The sequence below is a fragment of the Dactylosporangium darangshiense genome (genome assembly GCF_039537565.1).
GTDB lineage: Bacteria > Actinomycetota > Actinomycetes > Mycobacteriales > Micromonosporaceae > Dactylosporangium > Dactylosporangium darangshiense.
This window is the reverse complement of sequence record NZ_BAABAT010000026.1, coordinates 138,309-156,477: the sequence shown is the minus strand read 5'-3', so window position 1 is coordinate 156,477 and position 18,169 is coordinate 138,309. Positions and strand designations below refer to the sequence as shown.

Below are 18,169 nucleotides of genomic sequence, written 5' to 3'. Positions count from 1 at the left end.
ACCGTCCGCCGCCACTCCCGGCTCGGACACCAATCCCCGATCAACTACGAGAACACCACCCACACAGCATCGACTACGCTCACCCGAGCCGCGTAAACCCCGTGTCCAAGATCAGGGGTCAAGGCCCCTCCGCTCCACCCGAACCCCCTCAAAACCCGCATCGATGCACCCCAATTGCGAACAGTTGCTCTGTGCTCATCACGTGGCGGGTGTACGCGAGACGACCCCAGCCTGCGCATGTCCTCCATCAGCCCGTGCAGTTTTCGAGCGAACGGCTCGCCACGGCGCGAGCCTCGGCGACAAGCGGCGGCACGTCGAGCAGCTTCAATCGGAACGCCCCGCCGGCAGGTGGAACGCCTGGCCGGCAGGCTGAAACGGGTCGGCCCAGGCTCATCGATCGGGTTGCACGCTGGCGGTGCAACCGGCACGCGACGCACGACCAACGACGACGGCGCGGTTGGCACGGACAAGGCCGGGGCGGGCCGGGACGGGGCGGTGCGGGGCAGGGGCGGTGCGGGGCGGGCCGTGCGGCGCGGGCCAGGCCGGTGCGGACGGGCCAGGCCGGTGCGGGGCAGTGCGTGGTAGGCCGGTGCGGGCCGGGGGCCAGGCCGAGCCGGGGCGGTGCGGGCCAGGCCGGTGCAGTGCGGGGCGCGGCGTGGTGGTGCTCGGTGATGGGGCCGGGCAGGCGGCGCCCCCTCGCCGCCGCCTGCCCGGCCGCACCCGCCGGGGCGAAGAACGCTCGTCCCGAGGTCACGCCCGCCAGCGTGTGCCTCGGGCCGGGGGCGTCCGGCCGCCGGCTGGGCCGAGGGCCTCGTGCCGGCCGCGCCCGCCAGCGCTGCCGGGTCCGGTCCTGGGGCCCGTGTATTCGGTTGGGGTGAACCGGCGGAGGACGAGCGGTCGGTTGCTCCGGGTCCTGCGCTGACGAAACCGTCGGCGGCGGGGGCCGGATCGGCCGGGCCGGGGTGGCGGGCCATCGCCGTGGCCTGCCGCGGGACGGCCTTGCTCGGTCTTCGCCGGGTCGGCTACTGCGTCAAGGCCCTCAAAAGAGCTTGAAGCTCATTGATGGCCTCCTCGTCACCATCCACCCGGATCGGCGGATGCGCATCGGTCGTTGGGGTTGATTCGCGTGACCACAGCCACCGCAAGAGGTCGGCCGGAGAGCCCGTTACCACTGCGTCGGGAGTGGTCTGTGTGGCCGCTGCGGCGGATGCGGCCGGTGAGGCCAGAGCGGTGACCGTGGCGCCCTCGGGGTCGATGCGGACCAGCCAGGCGGGGGTGGTCGCGGGGGCGGGCGAGCCGTCCGCCGATGCCGCTGGGTCGGCCGGCGAGGGCGTGAGGGGTGCCTGGACGCGGACGGTGCGGCCCTTTGCGGTGGCGAGCAGGTCGGTGAGGTCCTCGTGCCAGGCGTGGGAGCCGTAGTCGACCATCACGCGCAGGACCTCGTCGATGCCGTCGACGGCCAGGTCGACGGGGATGGGTGCCGACTCGAGGTCGTGGGCCAGCTCGGCGTCCAGGCGGTGGATGACCGACTCCTGGGCCATGCGGCGGATCCAGAACTTCACGGTCTGGTCGGGGTCGTGCCAGGTGAGGGCGCGATCGGTGTCGCCACGGCGGGAGAACTCATGTGTCAGGGCGCCGTATGAGCGGTCGAGCAGCGCGATCGGGTCCTCGGTGACCGTGTCCTTCGGCGGCCAGGGATCGGGCCAGGCGCCGGTCTGCATGACCAGTGCCTTGTGCAAGTACACCTGGCCGACGTGACGGACGAGGTCGGACACGGTCCAGCCGGGGCAGCTGGGCACTTGGGCGTTGAGGCCGGTGCCGGCCACCTCGCGCAGGCGCATGTAGTCGGCGGCCAGGCACTGCAGCAGACGCGATCGCTCCATACCCGTGACTCAACCACACGGGTACGACAAAAAATCAGCGCACGGCCGGGCGTACCGCGGGGACACCCACCGTCTCGTGCACCCGCACGTGCAGGCGCGGACGCAGGCCCACGTGGATGCGGCCGCCCGCGCGGCGCAGCTGGAGCACGCCCATGGCCACCGCCGCCACGAGTGAGATCAGGCCGCCGCTCCACAGGCCCGAGCGCGGGCCGAAGCGCTCGGCGCACCAGCCGATGATCAGCGAGCCGATGGGGGTGCTGCCGAGGAAGACCAGGACGTACAGGGCCATCACGCGGCCCCGGAACGCGGCGTCGGTGCCGAGCTGGACGCGCTGGTTGGCGGCCTGTGCGAAGTAGATCATGAAGAAGCCGGTCGGCACGAGCAGGATCACCGCGATCATGAACGACGGGGCGAAGCCGACGAGCGTCTCGAAGCCGGCGAACAGGATGGCGGCCGTCAGCACCAGGTACACCGACGGGCGGCTGCGCCGCCGCGAGCTCGCCAGGGCGCCGGCCAGCGCGCCGAGGGCGATGGCGGTGGTGAGCAGGCCGAAGTACTTCGCGTCGACGTGGAACTCGACCCGAGCGAGCACGGCGAGGGTCAGCTGAAAGTTGAACCCGAACAGGCCCACGACGAGCACCAGCAGGATGGCCAGGCTCAGGTCGGGGCGCCGCCAGACGTACCGCAGGCCGTCCACCGTCCGCGCCTCGCTCGCGGCCACGGCCGTGCGCTCGGCCCGGAACAGCTCGGCGGGGTGCATGCGGGCGATGCAGAACAACGGTGCCGTGCACAGCAGCGCGGTGATCAGGAAGATCGGTCCGGTCCGGTCGTGCAGCGCGGCGATGATGAGCCCGGCGATCGCGGGGCCGACGATGCGGGCGCTGTTGAACGTCGCCGACGACAGCGACAGCGCGTTGGGCAGCAGGTCCTTGCCGACGAGCTCGGAGACGAAGGACTGGCGCACCGGGGTCTCGATCGCGCTGATCACGCCGAAGAGGGCGGCGGTGACGAAGACCCACCAGAGGTTGGCCACGCCGGCGACGACCAGGACGCCGAGGAGGGTGGCCACGACCGCCGAGGCCGCGTTCGCCAGGAGTAGCAGGTGGCGCTTGTCGAATCGGTCGGCCAGCTGGCCGCCGTACAGCGTGAGCAGCAGCACCGGCGTGAACTGCAGTGCGGTGACGACGCCGAGCGCGGAGGCCGAGTTGCCGGACAGCTGCAGGACGAGCCAGTCCTGCGCGGTGAAGAGCATCCAGGTGCCGAGGAGCTTGACGAGCTGGCCGATGGAGAACAATCGATAGTTGCGAACCCGCAAAGAGCCGAACGTGGTACCGGTCATGCGCTGCGTCCGATCCTCCCCAATATCTCGGCGGCCTTGGTCAGCACCTCGCGCTCTTCGGGCGTGAGGGCCATGAGCTGCTTGGCGAGCCACTCGTCGCGGGTGCGGCGGTGCTCGGCGACGACGGCGCGGCCGGTCTCGCTGGCGGCGAGGATGACCTGGCGGCCGTCGGTCGGGTGCGGTGAGCGCTGGACGAGACCGCGTTCCTCCAGCTTGGCGACGATCTTGGTGAGGGTCGGCGGCTGCACGCGCTCGATCTCGGCGAGCTCGCGCGGCGTGAGCGCGCCGCCGAGCTCGAGGCTCGTCAGCGCGGACAGCTGGGTGATCGTGAGATCGCCGATCGGCCTGGCCTGGCGCAGGCGCCGGTTCAGCCGGGTGATGCTGTCGCGGAGAGCCGCCGCGAGCTGGGCGGCTGCGAGCTTGGGTACGCGGACCATCACGTTAGTTAGCTTACCTAATGAGCATGGCTAACGACCTGTGCCGTCGATCACCCGGGCCGCTGCGGCGGGCGGCGGCGGGCGAGTACCGTGATCGGCGTGAGCACCCCGCCCAAGCCGCTCGACCCGCCGATGGTGCCGTTCGCCATCGTGGGCATCGCGCTGTGGATCATCGCGGCACTGATCATGCTGCCGTTCCGCGACGAGCTGGCGCGCAACGGGCACGGGAGCTGGTTCGGCATCGCGATCGCGGGTGCGCTGTGGGGCATTCCGGGGCTGCTCACGATGGTCGTCCACGACCGGAACCGGCGTCGGCGCCGCGAGCGGGCCGCGGCCGAATCGCCCAGAACGGACGCGGCCGCCGCATCCTAGCGACCGCGCGCGTCCGATTCGTTCAAGACGCCGCCGGGCGCGGGGTCATAGCTTGGGCACATGGCACTTCGACTCAATGTGGTTGGCATCGTCGTGGCCGACATGCCCAGTTCGCTCGCCTTCTATCGCCGGCTCGGGCTGGACGTGCCCGAGTCGGAGGACAAGAGCCCGCACGTCGAGTGCGTGCTGCCGGGCGGCATGAAGCTCACGTGGGACACGGTCGAGACGATCCACTCGTTCGACCCCTCGTGGACGCCGGCCTCCGGCAGCGCGCGGATGGCGCTCGCCTTCGAGTGCGACTCGCCGGGCGACGTGGATCGGGTCTATGCCGAACTCGTCGAGGCCGGATACGACGGCCACAAGGCTCCCTGGGACGCTTTCTGGGGCATGCGGTACGCCGTCATGCACGATCCGGACGGCAACGGCGTCGACCTCTACGCGATGCTGTCGTAGCGCGTTTCCGCCGCCGCTCGCGCGAGCGGCCGGCGCCGCCCTTGGCACCAGCGAAGGGCCGCCAGGCCCGCTTTCCGCCCCTCTTCGCGCGCTCGGCCGGCGTTGCTCTTGGCACCGCGGGCGTGGCAGCGGAGGGCCGCCAGGCCCGCAGCGGTGTCTGGTGGGAACAACGGTCGTCAGTTGCGCGGACCCGAGCCATGCATTCAGTTCCGGGTTTTCAGCAACTCCGAAATCGGGACGCCAGTCAGCGCCTTGACGTCGCGGGCGAGGTGGGCCTGGTCGGCGTATCCCGCCTTCGCCGCCACCGTCGCATACGCCATACCGCGGCGTGCCAGGTCCAGCGCGCCGTTGAGCCGCAGGATGCGCTCCAGCGTCTTGAGGCCGTAGCCGTAGAGCGCGAGCCCGCGGCGGTGCAGCTGCCGCTCGCTGAGGCCGATCTCCGACGCGATCGCCGCCACCGGATCTCCGGCTCGCACGTGGGCGAGCAGGTGCGGCACGAGCGGGTCGTCGGCGCGGTCCACGGCGAGCAGGGCCGCCTCGAGAGCGGCCGCCCGGTCGGGGGCAGCGTCGAGCGCCGCCGTCAGGCGACGGACTCGTGACAAAGGCCAAAGATCCTGAAGTGGTACCCGAAGATTCCGCAGCTCGCTGGCCGGCACCCGCAGGAAGGCGGGCCCGGTGCCGGGGCCGAACCTGACCGCCGTGAGCCGCTCGCCGGTGGCGCTCAGCGAGACGTGGGCGGTCGTGTCCGGTCCGGCGACGAACAGCTCGCCGTCGCGATGGATGACGTCCATGCAGCCATCGGGAAGGATACGGCTCGCGACGGGGCGGTGGGTGCCCCGGCGCCAGACGACCGCTCCGGGTATACGGGACGGTCGCTCTGTGTAGTCGTGGTCAGCCGTGCCCATAGGGTTCGGCCGGTTCGTCGGCGTCGACCGAGCCGTGCGTGTGGCTCACGGCGACCGCCTCGACCTCGCTGTCGTCGAACACGGTCGGCAGCTCCTCGACGGTCTGGACCTGCTCGACCAGGACCTCAGAGTGCGCTCCGCAGCCGTGGTCGACCGAGACGACCTGGGCGTCGTCGGGCGCGTACTCGTTGCCGCACACGCCGAACGCCTGGCGCAGCGAGCCGGCGAGCTGCAGGTAGAACCCGCACGAGCCGCAACGTGCCGAGGAGGGCGCGGCGACGGAGATCGGTGCGTTGGGGCCGCGCTCGCCGTCGTACCAGCGCTGGGCCACGTCCAGGCGCCCGTCGCGCGACATCACGCGGGCGCGGCCGAGCCCGAGCTCCCAGTTGACCTCTTCGATCGCGGGGTCGTCGGACTGCACGTAGCCGGGCGCGAGGCGCGGGTCGTCCGGCGGGGTCGGCAGCAGGTCGCCGACGCCGAGGTCGCCGGGCTGGAGGCGCTCCTGCCAGGGCACCCACTCGGGCGCGCGCAGCGCGTCCGGACCGGGCAGCAGGGTCGACTCGCAGATCGTGACCTGCTTGCTGCGCGGAATGCGGGTGACGGTGACGGCCCAGCGCCAGCCGCGGTATCCGGGCAGGCCACACTCGAAGAAGTGCGTGACGAGCCGATCACCTTCGGTGACGGCGCCCAGGTGCGCCCCGATGTGGTCGGGGTCGACGACGTCCAGACCCTGTCGCGCGACCTCGACGGCGTCCGCGAGGACCTGGTCGGGCTTGGCGGCGCGGCCGCTTCCGCGCGCGGGTGCAGTCGAGGCAGTCACGGATCCATTCTTGCTCATCGCCACGCCCGTCGAGCACGGCGGCCCCGGCGTGGCCCGAAACTGTCGTACCGATGGTTCAGGATGGTGGCATGTCGGTGATTCGAGGAGTGGCGCAGACAGTGGTCACCACCGTGCGCGCGGCACGGGTCGCCACCGTCGGCACGACGAGGGCGGGCCGGTTCCTCGGGCGCAACCTGCTGCGCGTTCGCGAGCGCGGGGCGGGCGGCGAGACGGGGATGCTGCGCCTGCTCGACCTGCATGCGGCGTCCTGCGCGGGCGACACCCTGGTGGCGCTGGGCCTCGCCGGGACGATCTTCTTCTCGGTCCCGGCCGGGGAGGCACGCGGCCACGTGGCGCTCTACCTGTTCATCACCATGCTGCCGTTCGCCCTGCTGGCGCCGGTGGTCGGGCCGGTGCTCGACCGGTTTCGGCACGGGCGGCGATATGCGCTCGCGGTGACCATGCTCGGGCGTGCGTTCCTGGCGTTCCTCCTCTCCGAGCACCTCACGGGCTGGGCGCTGTATCCGGCGGCGTTCGGCATGCTCGTGCTCTCCCGGGCCTACGGCGTGGCCCGCAGCGCCGCCGTGCCGCGCCTGCTGCCGGCCGGCCTCGGGCTGTCGGAGGCGGGCGCGCGGGCGTCGGTTTTCGGCACGTTCGCGGGCGCCATCGTCCTGCCGATCGGACTGCTGGCCGGGCGCTTCGGGGCGCAATGGCCGCTGCGGGTGTCGATCCTGATCTTCCTGTGGGGGATGGTGACCGCACTGCGGTTGCCGCCGCGCGCCGACTCCGACCCGCCGGAGACCATGCCGCGCATCCTGCAGCCGCTGGCCCGGCGCGGGGTGAAGGTCCTCAGCGGGCGCGTGATCGTGGCCGCGCTGCTCGGCAGTGCCACGCTGCGGGCGCTGTTCGGCTTCCTGACGTTGTACCTCGCATTCGCCATCAAGGAGGGCACGCTCCCGGTCAAGCTCGCCGCCTGGCAGCTCTCCGAGCAGGCGGCGGTCGTCGTCGCGGCGGGCGCGCTCGGGGTCGGCTCCTTCCTGGCCACCGCGATCGGCACGCGCCTGCGCATCCACCGCCCAGCGCTGCTGCAGGCGATCGGCATCGTGCTCACCGCGTTCGTGGCCGTCCTCGCCGCCGATCGCGACTCGCTCGGCACGGTGGCGCTGCTCTGCCTGGTCACGGCGATCGCGAGCGGCCTGGCCAAGCTCGCCGTGGACGCCTCGATCCAGGAGCGCGTCGACGAGCAGGTCCGGGCGAGCGCCTTCGCGCACTCGGAGACCCTGCTGATGGTCGCGTGGGTGTTGGGCGGCGCGGTCGGGCTCATACCGTTCGGCGGCTCGTGGGGGCTGCTGATCGCCGCCACGTTCATGACGCTTGGGGCGGTCCGGGCGCTGTACTCGGCCGTGGTCCTGCGCAAGGAGAGGCTGCACGGCGCGCCGCCGGACGCTGCCGACCCCGACGCCACCACGGTCTCCACCCCGGCCGCCGGCTCAACGGCGGGCTCCGGCTCGACGGCAGGCTCTCGCTCTACGGCGGACTCTCGCTCTGCGGGGTCTGGCTCGTCGGGCTCCGGCGCCGCGGGGTCCGGCCCTTCGGGCTCCGGCGCCGCAGGGTCCGGCTCGGCCGGTTCCGGTAGGTCGAGCGGGGCGACGGGCTCGGCTGGTCACGCCGGGTCGGCCGGGTCTGCGGCGGGCGGTTCGGCACGCGGTGGCGCGGGCGGGCGGCAGGGTGCGCCGACCGCTCGGATGCCGGCCGGAGATGCGACCACCGTGCCGCGGCAGGCTGCAGCTCCGACGGTTCCGCCGCGCAAGGCGGCGGGCGGCGACGAGGGCGAGCGCCGGCGGTTCGGGTGGCGGCGACGGCGGGCCGAGCCTGCGGGCACGGCGCCGGACGCCGGCAGCGCGGCCGATGGCGGCGGCGGATCCGGCACTGCGCCGACGGCGACCCGGAAGATGCCGGCGGTCGACGTTGAGGATGGGGCTTCGCCGTTGGCGCCGCCTGGCTACACGTTGTATCGACCCTCGGGCGCGGACCCCACGGCCCGGCTCGACGACGACGGGCGCTGACCGACCCGGCAGCAAGCTCAACCCGGCGCCGGGCCGGCCGGCCGCGCACCTCTGCGACCGGCTTCGGATACTGCGGCCGCACCCCTGCGGCCGGCTTCCGAGGCCACGGCCAGCCGGTGCGGCCGGTTTTCGAGGCTGCAGCCGGCCGGTGCGGGCTCGGCGTCGCGGGGAAGGCGGCCGCAGCTATCTGTTCGTGTCGCGCTCGCGGTGGCTGGCCACGCCACGCCACGTACGCGTGGGCTGTCGGCGGCGACACCGGCCGCCCGGTGGGCTCGGCGGGCGGCTTCCGAGGCCGTGGGTGGGGGCCGTGCGGGCCCGAGGACTGCCTGCGGTGGGCAGAACGCGGCTGCGTGGGCGTCCTCGACCGGCGTCACCCGACCTGATCGGAGCCGGCCGGCCGCGCCGGTGGCCGGTTCGGGGGCTTCGGCGTGGGGGCTGGAGGGTGACAACGAGGACGGTGTTGGCTCGGGGTGCGCGACCGTGCGGCACGCTGGTGGAGTGGAGGGTGAGCTGGGATGAGTGGACTTCTGGAGTTCGAGCGGGCGTTGATCGTCACCGCCGTCGACGTCGAGCGGGCCGAAGTGCTCGAGGGGCTTGGGATCGGTGAACAGGCGAGTGATGCGCTCGAAGCGGGCGCGCCCGTCGTGGTCGTTGCCTGTGGGGTGGGGCCCGCCGCGGCGGCGGCCGTCACCGCGCGGTGTATGAGTGCCGCTGCGGCTGCCCACAAGCCGTTCGGGGTGGTGTTGTCGGCGGGGATTGCCGGTGGGTTTGCGGGGCGGGTCGAGATCGGGGGGCTCGTGGTGGCCACCGAGTCGGTGGCGGCCGATCTTGGGGCCGAAGGGGAGGACGGGTTCCAGAGCGTCGACGAGCTCGGGTTCGGCACGGCGCGACTCGACGCCGATGCGGATGTGCTTCGGCTGCTTCGGATCGCGCTGCCCGAAGCCGTCGGGGGGCCCGTGCTGACCGTCAGCACCGTTACCGGGACTGCGCGGTCCAAGGAACTCGTCGAGAAGCGGCATCCCGACGCCGTCGCCGAAGCCATGGAGGGGTTCGGGGTGGCTACCGCGGCGCGGTTGTGGAGTGGCACGGCGTTCGGGGAGATTCGGACGATCTCCAACGCCGTGGGGCCGCGGGATCGGGCCGCGTGGCGGATTCCGCAGGCGTTGGCCACGCTGCGTGAGGCGTTTCAGGCGCTCGGGGAGCGCTGACGGTCGTACCGACGAACACAGGGGGTCGAAGCTCCCCCGGGCGAGCGCAGCGAGCTATGAACACAGTCACACCAGGGGATTCATTACTCGGGGTGCGGGCTCCGCGCGGAGGTCTAGGTTGGGGCTTGTGACGCTTTCGCTCGCCTTTTCGCCGTGTCCCAACGACACGTTCGTCTTCCACGCGCTCACGCACGGGCTCGTGGCCGGGGCGCCGGGGTTTGATGTGACGTTCGCCGATGTCGACGTCACGAACACCGCTGCGCTGAACGGGGAGTTCGACCTCGTCAAAGTGAGTTACGCGGCGTTGCCGTGGTTGCTCGACCAGTACACGTTGCTGCCCTGTGGCGGGGCGCTCGGGCGTGGGTGCGGGCCGCTCGTGCTGGTGAACGATCCGGGCGTGCGGTCGCTCGGGGGGAAGAGCGTTGCGGTTCCGGGGGATCGGACGACCGCCTACCTGCTGATGCGGCTCTGGGCGGCGGAGGAGCCGCCGGCCAGCGTCACCGTCGTGCCGTTCAGCGAGATCATGCCGGCCGTTGCGGCGGGGAAGTTCGACGCCGGGCTGGTGATTCACGAGGCGCGGTTCACGTTCCAGCGGTACGGGCTGCGGGCGCTCGTCGATCTCGGGGAGTGGTGGGAGAACGACACCGGGCTGCCGATTCCGCTCGGGGCGATCATCGCGCACCGGGATCGGGTGGACCCGGAGCAGGCGACCGCGTGGATCAAGGAGTCGGTCCGGCTGGCCTGGGAGAACCCGCGCGCCAGCCGCGACTTCGTGCTCGAGCACGCGCAGGAGATGGAGCAGTCGGTCGTCGACCAGCACATCGCGTTGTACGTCAACGAGTTCACGGCCTCACTCGGGCCGGACGGGCATGCGGCGGTCGACGCGCTGCTGAATCGGGCGGCGGCCGAAGGACTGGTGCCAGCGACGCCGCTCAGGGTCAGCTGATCACGTCCGGGTAGAGATACGCCGAAGAGGCCCGTCCGCAACGAAGCGGGCGGGCCTCTCGAAGCACCAGGTTCAGACCTCGAGCTCGCGGGCCACCAGGTGGACGGCTTCGGCGACCGTGCGCGCGGTCTTGCGGTCCGGGAAGCGGCCGCGCTGCAGGTCGGGCTGGATCTTGGCCTCCAGCACCTTGATCATGTCCTCGATCAGGCCGTGGAGTTCCTCGGGCGGGCGGCGGCTCGCCACCGCGCGGGCCTCGACGACGGACGGCGGCGCGTCGAGCAGCTTGACCTGCAGCGCCTGGCTGCCCTTGCGGCTCTCGACCACCCCGAACTCGACCCGTTGACCGGTTTTCAGCTCACCCACGCCCGACGGCAGGGCCGCCTTGTGCACGAAGACGTCTCCCCCGTCATCGCTGGTGAGGAACCCGAAACCCTTCTCCTGGTCGTACCACTTCACTCGACCCGTCGGCACGCTGCCCTGCTCCCCAGTGTCGGACCCGTCCCGTGGCCGCGCCTCGCGGTCGCCGGGATTGCACACCAAGGCTAGTCACCGGAAACGGCCCGGCCAACCGAGATCATGCCTTCGAGAAATGCCGGAAACGGGCGCAGATCCTCGAACACGACGGTCGCGCCGGCCGCGCGGAGTTCGGCCTCCGAACACGGGCCGGAGGTGACGCCGACCGCCGGTACGCCGGCCAGCACCGCGGCCTGCATGTCGGCCACGTGGTCGCCGACATAGAGGGCGGCGCCGATGTCCCGCAGGACGCGGGCCTTGCCGTCGTGGAAGACGTCGCCGTACACGCGATCGACCGAAATGCCCAAATGCGCTAGGTGGAGCTCGGCGAGTCGCCCCAGTTTCGAGGTGATGACAACGATTTGGGCGGGCACATGGCGTACCGCATCCAGGGCTTCGAATGCTCCTGGCAGGGCCACCGTCGGCGGCACGGCGTGGTCCGGGTAGAGCGCGCGATAGATCCCGACGGCCTCCTCGATCCGATCGGGAGGGAACCACTCGGACATCTCCTGCCGTAGCGGCGGGCCCAGCCGGCTGACCGCGAGATCGGCGTCGACGTGCACGCCGGTGCTCGCCGTGAGCGCGCGCCACGCTGCGGCGATGCCGGGCCGGGTGTCGAGGAGCGTCATGTCAAGGTCAAAGCCAATGACAACCGGTTGTTGAGACACCTTTAAGGATGCCCAGGTCACAGTAGGTATGCCATCGAGAAACACGGTCATCTCCTATTGACGGGATGAGACCTTGACCACTACCGTCGCGAATACTTTTAGGAAAGTTTCCTAAGAGACCATCCAGGAGACGCGATGAAACGATCCGTCCGCAACGGCCTCATCGTCGCCGCCGCACTGGCGGTTGCCGGGGCCGTGGTCCCCATCGTCACCACGTCGGCCAACGCCGCCGGGAGCCTTTCCGCCACGTTCACGGTCGACCAGGACTGGGGCACGGGCTGGGGCGCCACCTACAAGATCAGCAACGGCACGGCCAGCACGATCAATGGTTGGACGCTCGAGTTCGACCTGCCCGCGGGCGGTTCGATCACCAGCTTCTGGGACGCCGACGTGACCCACACGGGCCAGCACTACGTCGCCAAGAACAAGTCCTGGGCGCCGACGCTGGCCGCTGGCGCGAGCTTCAGCTGGGGCATGAACGGCGCCGGCGCCAAGCCGCCGCTGAACTGCACGATCAACGGCGTGAGCTGTAGCGGCGGCACCCCCACCACCGCGCCGCCGACCACGACCAAGCCGCCGACGTCGAACCCGCCGACGAGCCAGCCGCCCACGTCGAAGCCGCCGACCTCCAACCCGCCGACCAGCTCCACGCCGCCGTCGACGGGCAGCAAGAAGGTCGTCGCGTACTTCACCGAGTGGGGCGTCTACGGCCGTAACTACCAGGTCAAGAACATCGAGACCAGCGGCTCGGCCTCGAAGCTGACCCACATCCTGTACGCGTTCGGCAACACGACCGGCGGGCAGTGCTCGATCGGCGACAGCTACGCCGACTACGACAAGGCGTACACCGCCGACCAGTCGGTCGACGGCGTCGCGGACACCTGGGACCAGCCGCTTCGGGGCAACTTCAACCAGCTCAAGAAGCTCAAGGCGAAGCACCCGGGCCTGAAGGTCATCTGGTCGTTCGGCGGCTGGACCTGGTCGGCCGGCTTCACGCAGGCCGCGCAGAACCCGACCGCGTTCGCCAACTCCTGCTACAACCTGGTCAACGACCCGCGGTGGGCCGGCGTGTTCGACGGCATCGACATCGACTGGGAGTACCCGAACGCCTGTGGCCTGCAGTGCGACTCCAGCGGCCCGAACGCCTTCAAGAGCGTCGTGGCCGCGCTGCGCGCCAAGTTCGGCTCGAGCGCGCTGGTGACGGCGGCCATCACGGCCGACGGCTCCAACGGCGGCAAGATCGACCTGACCGACTACGCCGGCGCGATCTCGAACCTCGACTGGATCGACCCGATGACGTACGACTACTTCGGCGCCTTCAACGCGCAGGGCCCGACCGCCCCGCACTCGCCGCTGACGTGCTACTCGGGCATCCCGCAGGCCGGCTTCTGCTCGGACGCGGCGGTCCAGAAGCTCAAGAGCAAGGGCATCCCGTCGAACAAGATCCTGCTCGGCATCGGCTTCTACGGCCGCGGCTGGACGGGCGTCACCCAGGCCGCCCCCGGCGGCTCGGCCACCGGCGGCGCGCCCGGCACCTACGAGACGGGCATCGAGGACTACAAGGTCCTGAAGAACACCTGCCCGGCCACGAGCACCATCGGCGGCACGGCCTACGCGCTGTGCGGCAACAACTGGTGGAGCTACGACACCCCGGCGACGATCTCCGGCAAGATGGCCTACGCCAAGCAGCAGAGCCTCGGCGGCGCCTTCGTGTGGGAGCTCTCCGGCGACACCACGGGCGGTGAGCTGATCACCGCGGTCAGCGGGGGTCTCAAGTAACACACCGTAAGCAATCGAGGGCGGGCCGACGGGCCCGCCCTCTTTTGTCATACGCTCCGGATAGCGTATGAGGCGAGATGACGACGACTTCGCTGGCCGACCAATTACGCGCCCTGCCCGACGACGAGCTGGCGGCGCTCATCCGGCTGCGCCCCGACCTGGTCATCCCCCCGCCGTCGGACTTCTCCGCCCTGGCGCACCGAGCCCAGTCGCGGGTTGCCGTCGCCCGCGCGCTGGACGCGCTCGACCAGTTCACGCTGGAGATCCTCGACGCTTTGCGGTACACGCGGGTGGGCCACTCCTCGTCGGTCGAGGCGGTGCTGGCGCTCACCGCGCAGTCGGGGGTGGAGGCGGCCCGGGTGCGGGCCGCGATCGACCGGCTGCGCGCCTACGCCCTGGTCTTCGGGCCGGACTCGGGGCTGCGCATCGTCGGGGCGGTGGACGAGGTCTGCTCGCCCTATCCGGCGGGCCTCGGCCGGCCCGCCGAGGAGCTCGACCCGGTCGCGGGCGCGCTGGCCGCCGACGCAGCCGGGCTGCGCCGCACGCTGCTGGCCGCGCCTCCCGCGGCCCGCGCGGTGCTCGACCGGCTCGCCGCCGGGCCGCCGGTCGGCACGGTCGCCGCGGCCAGCCTGCAGCCGGAGTCCGACTCGCCGATCCGCTGGCTGCTCGACCGGCACCTGCTGGTCGCCGTCGGCCGCGACTCGGTGGAGCTGCCGGTCGAGGTGTCGCTGGTGCTGCGCCGCGACGCCGGGCCGCTGGGGCAGCTGCACCCCGACCCGCCGCCGATGGAGACACCGCAGCGCGAGCCCGCGCAGCTCGACCGCGCCGGCGCCGGGCAGGTGCTGGAGCTGGTCCGCAACGCCGAGGCGCTGGTCGAGGCGATCGGCCAGGACCCGCCGGCCGTGCTGCGCTCCGGCGGCCTCGGCGTGCGCGAGCTGCGCCGCTACGCCAAGCTGGTCGGGGTCGAGGAGCAGCAGGCCGCTCTGCTGGCCGAGGTCGTCACGGCGGCCGGGCTGATCGGCGAGGAGATCATCGACAACAAGCGGATCGAGAGCGTCTTCCTGCCCACGCTGGCGTACGACGCCTGGCGGGCGTTCGGCATCGCGGCCCGCTGGCACCGGCTCGCGATCGCCTGGCTCACCATGACCCGCGCGCCGGCGCTGGTCGGGCAGCGCGACGAGCGCGACCGGCCGATCAACGCGCTCGCGCCGGAGCTGTCCCGCCCGGGCGCGCCGGTGCAGCGCCGGGCCGCGCTGCAGGTGCTCGCCGACCTGGCGCCCGGCCAGACCGCGGCGCGGGGCGCGGTGGTGGAGACGCTGGCCTGGCGGGCGCCGCGGCGCATCAACCGGGGCGCGACGGCCGGCATCGAGGCCAGCCTCGCCGAGGCCGCGTTCCTCGGGCTGACCGGCTTCGACGGGCTGACCGCATACGGCCGGCTGCTGCTGGCCGAGCTGACGGCCGACGGCGCCGACCCGGACGACCCGCTGGGCATCGCATCGCCGGAGGGGTTTGCGCTGCCCGGCTCCGCGACTGCGCTCGACGCGCTGCTGCCGACGCCGGTCGACCACGTGCTGCTCCAAGCCGACCTGTCGGTCATCGTGCCCGGGCCGCCGGAGCCGACCCTGGCCGGCGAGCTGGAGCTGCTGGGGTTGCAGGAGTCGGCGAGTGTGTATCGGATCAATGCCGACACCGTCCGGCGCAGCCTCGACGCCGGGTATTCCGCCGGCGACCTGCACGCGCTGCTGGCGCGGCGCTCGCGCACGCCGGTGCCGCAGACGCTGGCGTACCTGATCGACGACGTGGCCCGCCGCCACGGCGGCATGCGGATCGGATCGGCCAACTCCTACGTGCGCAGCGACGACGAGTCGGTGATCGCGGAGGTGCTCGCCGACCGGCGGCTGCAGCCGCTGGGCCTGCGCCGGCTGGCGCCGACCGTGCTGGCCTGCCGCCATACGCCCTCCCGCCTGCTGGAGGCACTGCGCGAGGCGGGGTATCCGCCGGTGCAGGAGGACGCGACCGGCGCCGCGGTGCTGAGCCGGCCAAAGGCCCGCCGAGGCTCGCCGCGCCCGACGTGGGCGGCGCGCGGGGTGGAGGACCCGACAGCGAGCGTGCGGCTGTCGGCGCCGAGGCTGGCCGGCGTCATCGAGCAGATCCGCCGGGGCGACGCCGCCGCGCGGGTGGCCCGGCGGGCGCCGGTGACCGTGCGCGCCAACGGGGCGAGCGGCGCCGCGCACACCGAGGCCCTCGAGGTGCTGCAGCAGGCGCTGCGGGACAAGACCCGGGTCTGGGTCGGCTACGTCGACGCGCACGGCGCGACGGCGTCGCGGCTGGTCCGGCCGGTGTCGATGGGCTCGGGCTACCTGCGGGCGGAGGACGAGCGCACGGAGATGCTGCACACGTTCGCGCTGCATCGCATCACGGGTGCGGTGCCGGAGTCCGACATCTAGTCGTCGGAGCGGGCCATGCCGATGATCGAGATGACCAGCAGGAGGACGGCGAGGGAGCCGGCGGTCTCGCCGATCGCGTCGGTCAGCGGGCTGCCCAGCACCAGCCAGGAGACGAAGAACCAGGTCACGGCGGCGCCTGCGACGACGCTCAGGCCGAGCTTGGCCAGCGGCGAGAACGCCTCCGGCAGGGCCGGCCGCTCCGGCGCATGGTCGAGGTCGCTCATTCGTGCTTACCGCTGCGCCGGATCGAGCCGATGATCGACATCACCAGCATGCAGACGAGAGTGGCGCCCAGCGACTCGCTGACCGCGGTCTCCACGTCGGTGTGCGCCACCTGGCTGGAGAGCAGGAACCAGCCGACCGCCACCGCCAGTGCGGCGAGCCCGCCAAACGTCAAGGTCGCCCTCGGACGCATACATCGATGGTAGGCCGGGACGCTGCGCGTCGACTCAGGTGAAATACCCGATATACCGCAGAGCCCGGATCGGACGACGCGTCCGCCCCCGAACTGATTCGACCGCCCATCCCGTCGGGGCGGTCCCGAACGCGTGCGCCCGGCTCCGCGGCGACGGCCGCGAGACCGTCAATCCAGAGAACGCACCCCGTGGGCCGACCGGTTGCATGGCCGTGAATCCTTCCCACTATCCGGGAAGTGTCACACCCTCATGCGACACTGGTCCGGTGCCAGAAGGTCCACTGATCGTCCAGTCCGACAAGACCCTGCTGCTCGAGGTCGACCACCCCGACGCGCAGGCGTGCCGCATGGCCATCGCTCCGTTCGCCGAGCTGGAGCGCTCGCCCGAGCACGTGCACACATATCGTCTGACCCCGCTGGGGCTGTGGAACGCGCGCGCCGCGGGCCACGACGCCGAGGGCGTGGTCGACTCGCTGCTGCGCTACTCGCGCTATCCGGTGCCGCACGCGCTGCTCGTCGACATCGCCGAGACCATGGACCGCTACGGGCGGCTCCAGCTGCTCAACGACCCGGTCCACGGCCTGGTCCTGCGCGCCTCGGACCGGGCGGTGCTGGTCGAGGTCTCCAAGAGCAAGAAGCTGGCCGGCATGCTCGGCGGGCAGATCGACGCCGACACGGTCATCGTGCACTCCTCCGAGCGCGGGCGGCTCAAGCAGGCGCTGCTGAAGCTGGGCTGGCCGGCCGAGGACCTGGCCGGCTACGTCGACGGCGAGGCGCACCCGATCAGCCTGGCCGAGGACGGCTGGGTGCTGCGCTCCTATCAGCGGGAGGCGGTCGAGTCGTTCTGGGCCGGCGGCTCCGGCGTCGTCGTGCTGCCATGTGGCGCCGGCAAGACGCTGGTGGGCGCGGCTGCGATGGCCGAGGCGCAGGCGACAACGCTGATCCTGGTCACCAACACCGTCGCCGGACGGCAGTGGAAGCGCGAGCTGCTGGCGCGCACCAGCCTCACCGAGTCCGAGATCGGTGAGTATTCCGGGGAGCGCAAGGAGATCCGGCCGGTCACGATCGCGACCTACCAGGTGCTCACCACCCGCCGCAACGGCACGTTCGCGCACCTGGACCTGTTCAACGCCCGCGACTGGGGCCTGGTCGTCTACGACGAGGTCCACCTGCTGCCGGCGCCGATCTTCCGGTTCACCGCCGACCTGCAGGCCCGGCGGCGGCTGGGGCTGACCGCCACGCTGGTGCGCGAGGACGGCCGCGAGGGCGACGTGTTCTCGCTGATCGGCCCGAAGCGCTACGACGCGCCGTGGAAGGACATCGAGGCGCAGGGCTGGATCGCACCGGCCGAGTGCGTCGAGGTCCGGGTGACGCTGACCGACGCCGAGCGGATGGCCTACGCGGTCGCCGAGCCCGAGGAGCGCTACCGGGTGGCGGCCACCGCGCGCACGAAGCTGCCGGTGGTGCGGGCGCTGGTCGACCGGCACAAGGACGACCAGATCCTCGTCATCGGTGGGTATATCGACCAGCTGCACCAGCTCGGGGAGTTCCTCGAGGCGCCGATCGTGCAGGGCTCGACGACCAACAAGGAGCGGGAGCGGCTCTTCGACGCCTTCCGCAACGGCGAGCTCAAGACGCTGGTGATCTCGAAGGTCGGCAACTTCTCGATCGACCTGCCGGAGGCGGCGGTCGCGGTGCAGGTGTCAGGGACGTTCGGGTCGCGGCAGGAGGAGGCGCAGCGGCTCGGGCGCGTCCTGCGGCCCAAGTCCGACGGGCGGCAGGCACACTTCTACACCGTCGTCGCCCGGGACACGATCGACACGGAGTACGCGGCGCACCGCCAGCGGTTCCTGGCCGAGCAGGGGTATGCCTACACGATCACCGACGCGGACGACGTCCTGGCCTGAGTGATCGGGGC

16 protein-coding genes and 1 pseudogene are annotated in these 18,169 nt (G+C 71.9%); 8 read left to right on the top strand and 9 right to left on the bottom strand.

The genetic code is table 11. The annotated features are described in order from the left end of the window. Nucleotides 1-1,022: 1,022 nt before the first annotated feature. Genes ABD901_RS36640 through ABD901_RS36630 form a run of 3 tightly spaced genes read right to left on the bottom strand, consistent with a single transcriptional unit; the run spans nucleotide 1,023 to nucleotide 3,659 of the window. Entirely contained in the window at nucleotides 1,023-1,883 is an 861-nt protein-coding gene (locus tag ABD901_RS36640) for a maleylpyruvate isomerase N-terminal domain-containing protein (protein WP_345134234.1), read from the bottom strand. Between the two features lie 34 nt (nucleotides 1,884-1,917). Further along, nucleotides 1,918-3,222 (bottom strand): MFS transporter, encoded by a 1,305-nt coding sequence (locus ABD901_RS36635; RefSeq protein ID WP_345134232.1) that lies wholly within the window; start codon nucleotides 3,220-3,222, stop codon nucleotides 1,918-1,920. Beyond that, entirely contained in the window at nucleotides 3,219-3,659 is a 441-nt protein-coding gene (locus ABD901_RS36630) for a MarR family winged helix-turn-helix transcriptional regulator (RefSeq protein ID WP_345134248.1), read from the bottom strand. The genes ABD901_RS36635 and ABD901_RS36630 overlap by 4 nt, the downstream gene beginning before the upstream one ends. Before the next feature lie 132 nt (nucleotides 3,660-3,791). Here ABD901_RS36630 and ABD901_RS36625 point away from each other — a divergent pair, with 132 nt between their 5' ends. Together ABD901_RS36625 and ABD901_RS36620 are read left to right on the top strand one after the other, a co-directional pair. Continuing rightward, nucleotides 3,792-4,031, top strand: a complete 240-nt coding sequence (locus ABD901_RS36625; protein ID WP_345134245.1) for a DUF2530 domain-containing protein — start codon at nucleotides 3,792-3,794, stop codon at nucleotides 4,029-4,031. A gap of 60 nt (nucleotides 4,032-4,091) precedes the next feature. Next, nucleotides 4,092-4,484, top strand: coding sequence for a VOC family protein (locus ABD901_RS36620; protein ID WP_345134230.1), 393 nt, complete (start codon nucleotides 4,092-4,094; stop codon nucleotides 4,482-4,484). A 203-nt stretch (nucleotides 4,485-4,687) separates the two neighbouring features. Here ABD901_RS36620 and ABD901_RS36615 read toward each other — a convergent pair whose 3' ends face one another. Then, nucleotides 4,688-5,389, bottom strand: a complete 702-nt coding sequence (locus ABD901_RS36615) for a helix-turn-helix domain-containing protein (RefSeq protein ID WP_345134228.1) — start codon at nucleotides 5,387-5,389, stop codon at nucleotides 4,688-4,690. Next, a complete protein-coding gene (locus tag ABD901_RS36610) occupies nucleotides 5,376-6,227 on the bottom strand; it encodes a DUF3027 domain-containing protein (RefSeq protein ID WP_345134225.1) in 852 nt (283 codons plus the stop codon). Before ABD901_RS36610 ends, ABD901_RS36615 begins: the two co-directional genes overlap by 14 nt. A 71-nt stretch (nucleotides 6,228-6,298) precedes the next feature. On the opposite strand from ABD901_RS36610, the pseudogene ABD901_RS36605 reads away from it, so the two are divergent. From ABD901_RS36605 to ABD901_RS36595, 3 genes and pseudogenes are all read left to right on the top strand, one after another. Next, a pseudogene (locus ABD901_RS36605) lies at nucleotides 6,299-7,810 on the top strand (MFS transporter); the annotation flags it as partial. A 980-nt stretch (nucleotides 7,811-8,790) separates the two neighbouring features. Continuing rightward, nucleotides 8,791-9,483: a futalosine hydrolase gene (locus ABD901_RS36600; protein ID WP_345134223.1), complete on the top strand. Its 693-nt coding sequence runs from the start codon at nucleotides 8,791-8,793 to the stop codon at nucleotides 9,481-9,483. A 127-nt stretch (nucleotides 9,484-9,610) separates the two neighbouring features. Next, the gene (locus ABD901_RS36595; protein WP_345134222.1) at nucleotides 9,611-10,429 is read left to right on the top strand and encodes a 1,4-dihydroxy-6-naphtoate synthase; all 819 of its coding nucleotides are present in this window, start codon (nucleotides 9,611-9,613) and stop codon (nucleotides 10,427-10,429) included. 72 nt (nucleotides 10,430-10,501) lie between these two features. On the opposite strand, the gene ABD901_RS36590 is transcribed toward ABD901_RS36595, so the two are convergent. Together ABD901_RS36590 and ABD901_RS36585 are read right to left on the bottom strand one after the other, a co-directional pair. Next, nucleotides 10,502-10,900 (bottom strand): cold-shock protein, encoded by a 399-nt coding sequence (locus ABD901_RS36590; RefSeq protein WP_345134221.1) that lies wholly within the window; start codon nucleotides 10,898-10,900, stop codon nucleotides 10,502-10,504. 71 nt (nucleotides 10,901-10,971) lie between these two features. After that, on the bottom strand, nucleotides 10,972-11,571 hold the full coding sequence (locus ABD901_RS36585; RefSeq protein WP_425556767.1) for an HAD family hydrolase: 600 nt from the start codon (nucleotides 11,569-11,571) through the stop codon (nucleotides 10,972-10,974). A gap of 174 nt (nucleotides 11,572-11,745) precedes the next feature. Here ABD901_RS36585 and ABD901_RS36580 point away from each other — a divergent pair, with 174 nt between their 5' ends. Together ABD901_RS36580 and ABD901_RS36575 are read left to right on the top strand one after the other, a co-directional pair. Next, nucleotides 11,746-13,389: a glycosyl hydrolase family 18 protein gene (locus ABD901_RS36580; RefSeq protein ID WP_345134217.1), complete on the top strand. Its 1,644-nt coding sequence runs from the start codon at nucleotides 11,746-11,748 to the stop codon at nucleotides 13,387-13,389. 77 nt (nucleotides 13,390-13,466) lie between these two features. Beyond that, nucleotides 13,467-15,836 (top strand): helicase-associated domain-containing protein, encoded by a 2,370-nt coding sequence (locus tag ABD901_RS36575; protein WP_345134215.1) that lies wholly within the window; start codon nucleotides 13,467-13,469, stop codon nucleotides 15,834-15,836. Here the strand turns inward: ABD901_RS36575 and ABD901_RS36570 are convergent. Continuing rightward, nucleotides 15,833-16,060 carry a hypothetical protein gene (locus ABD901_RS36570; protein ID WP_345134214.1) on the bottom strand — a complete coding sequence of 76 codons (228 nt, stop codon included), beginning with the start codon at nucleotides 16,058-16,060 and terminating at the stop codon, nucleotides 15,833-15,835. The genes ABD901_RS36575 and ABD901_RS36570 overlap by 4 nt on opposite strands. Then, nucleotides 16,057-16,251: a hypothetical protein gene (locus ABD901_RS36565; protein ID WP_345134213.1), complete on the bottom strand. Its 195-nt coding sequence runs from the start codon at nucleotides 16,249-16,251 to the stop codon at nucleotides 16,057-16,059. Before ABD901_RS36565 ends, ABD901_RS36570 begins: the two co-directional genes overlap by 4 nt. Nucleotides 16,252-16,517: 266 nt before the next feature. Here ABD901_RS36565 and ABD901_RS36560 point away from each other — a divergent pair, with 266 nt between their 5' ends. After that, nucleotides 16,518-18,158: a DNA repair helicase XPB gene (locus tag ABD901_RS36560; RefSeq protein WP_345134211.1), complete on the top strand. Its 1,641-nt coding sequence runs from the start codon at nucleotides 16,518-16,520 to the stop codon at nucleotides 18,156-18,158. The last annotated feature ends 11 nt before the right edge of the window (nucleotides 18,159-18,169 follow it).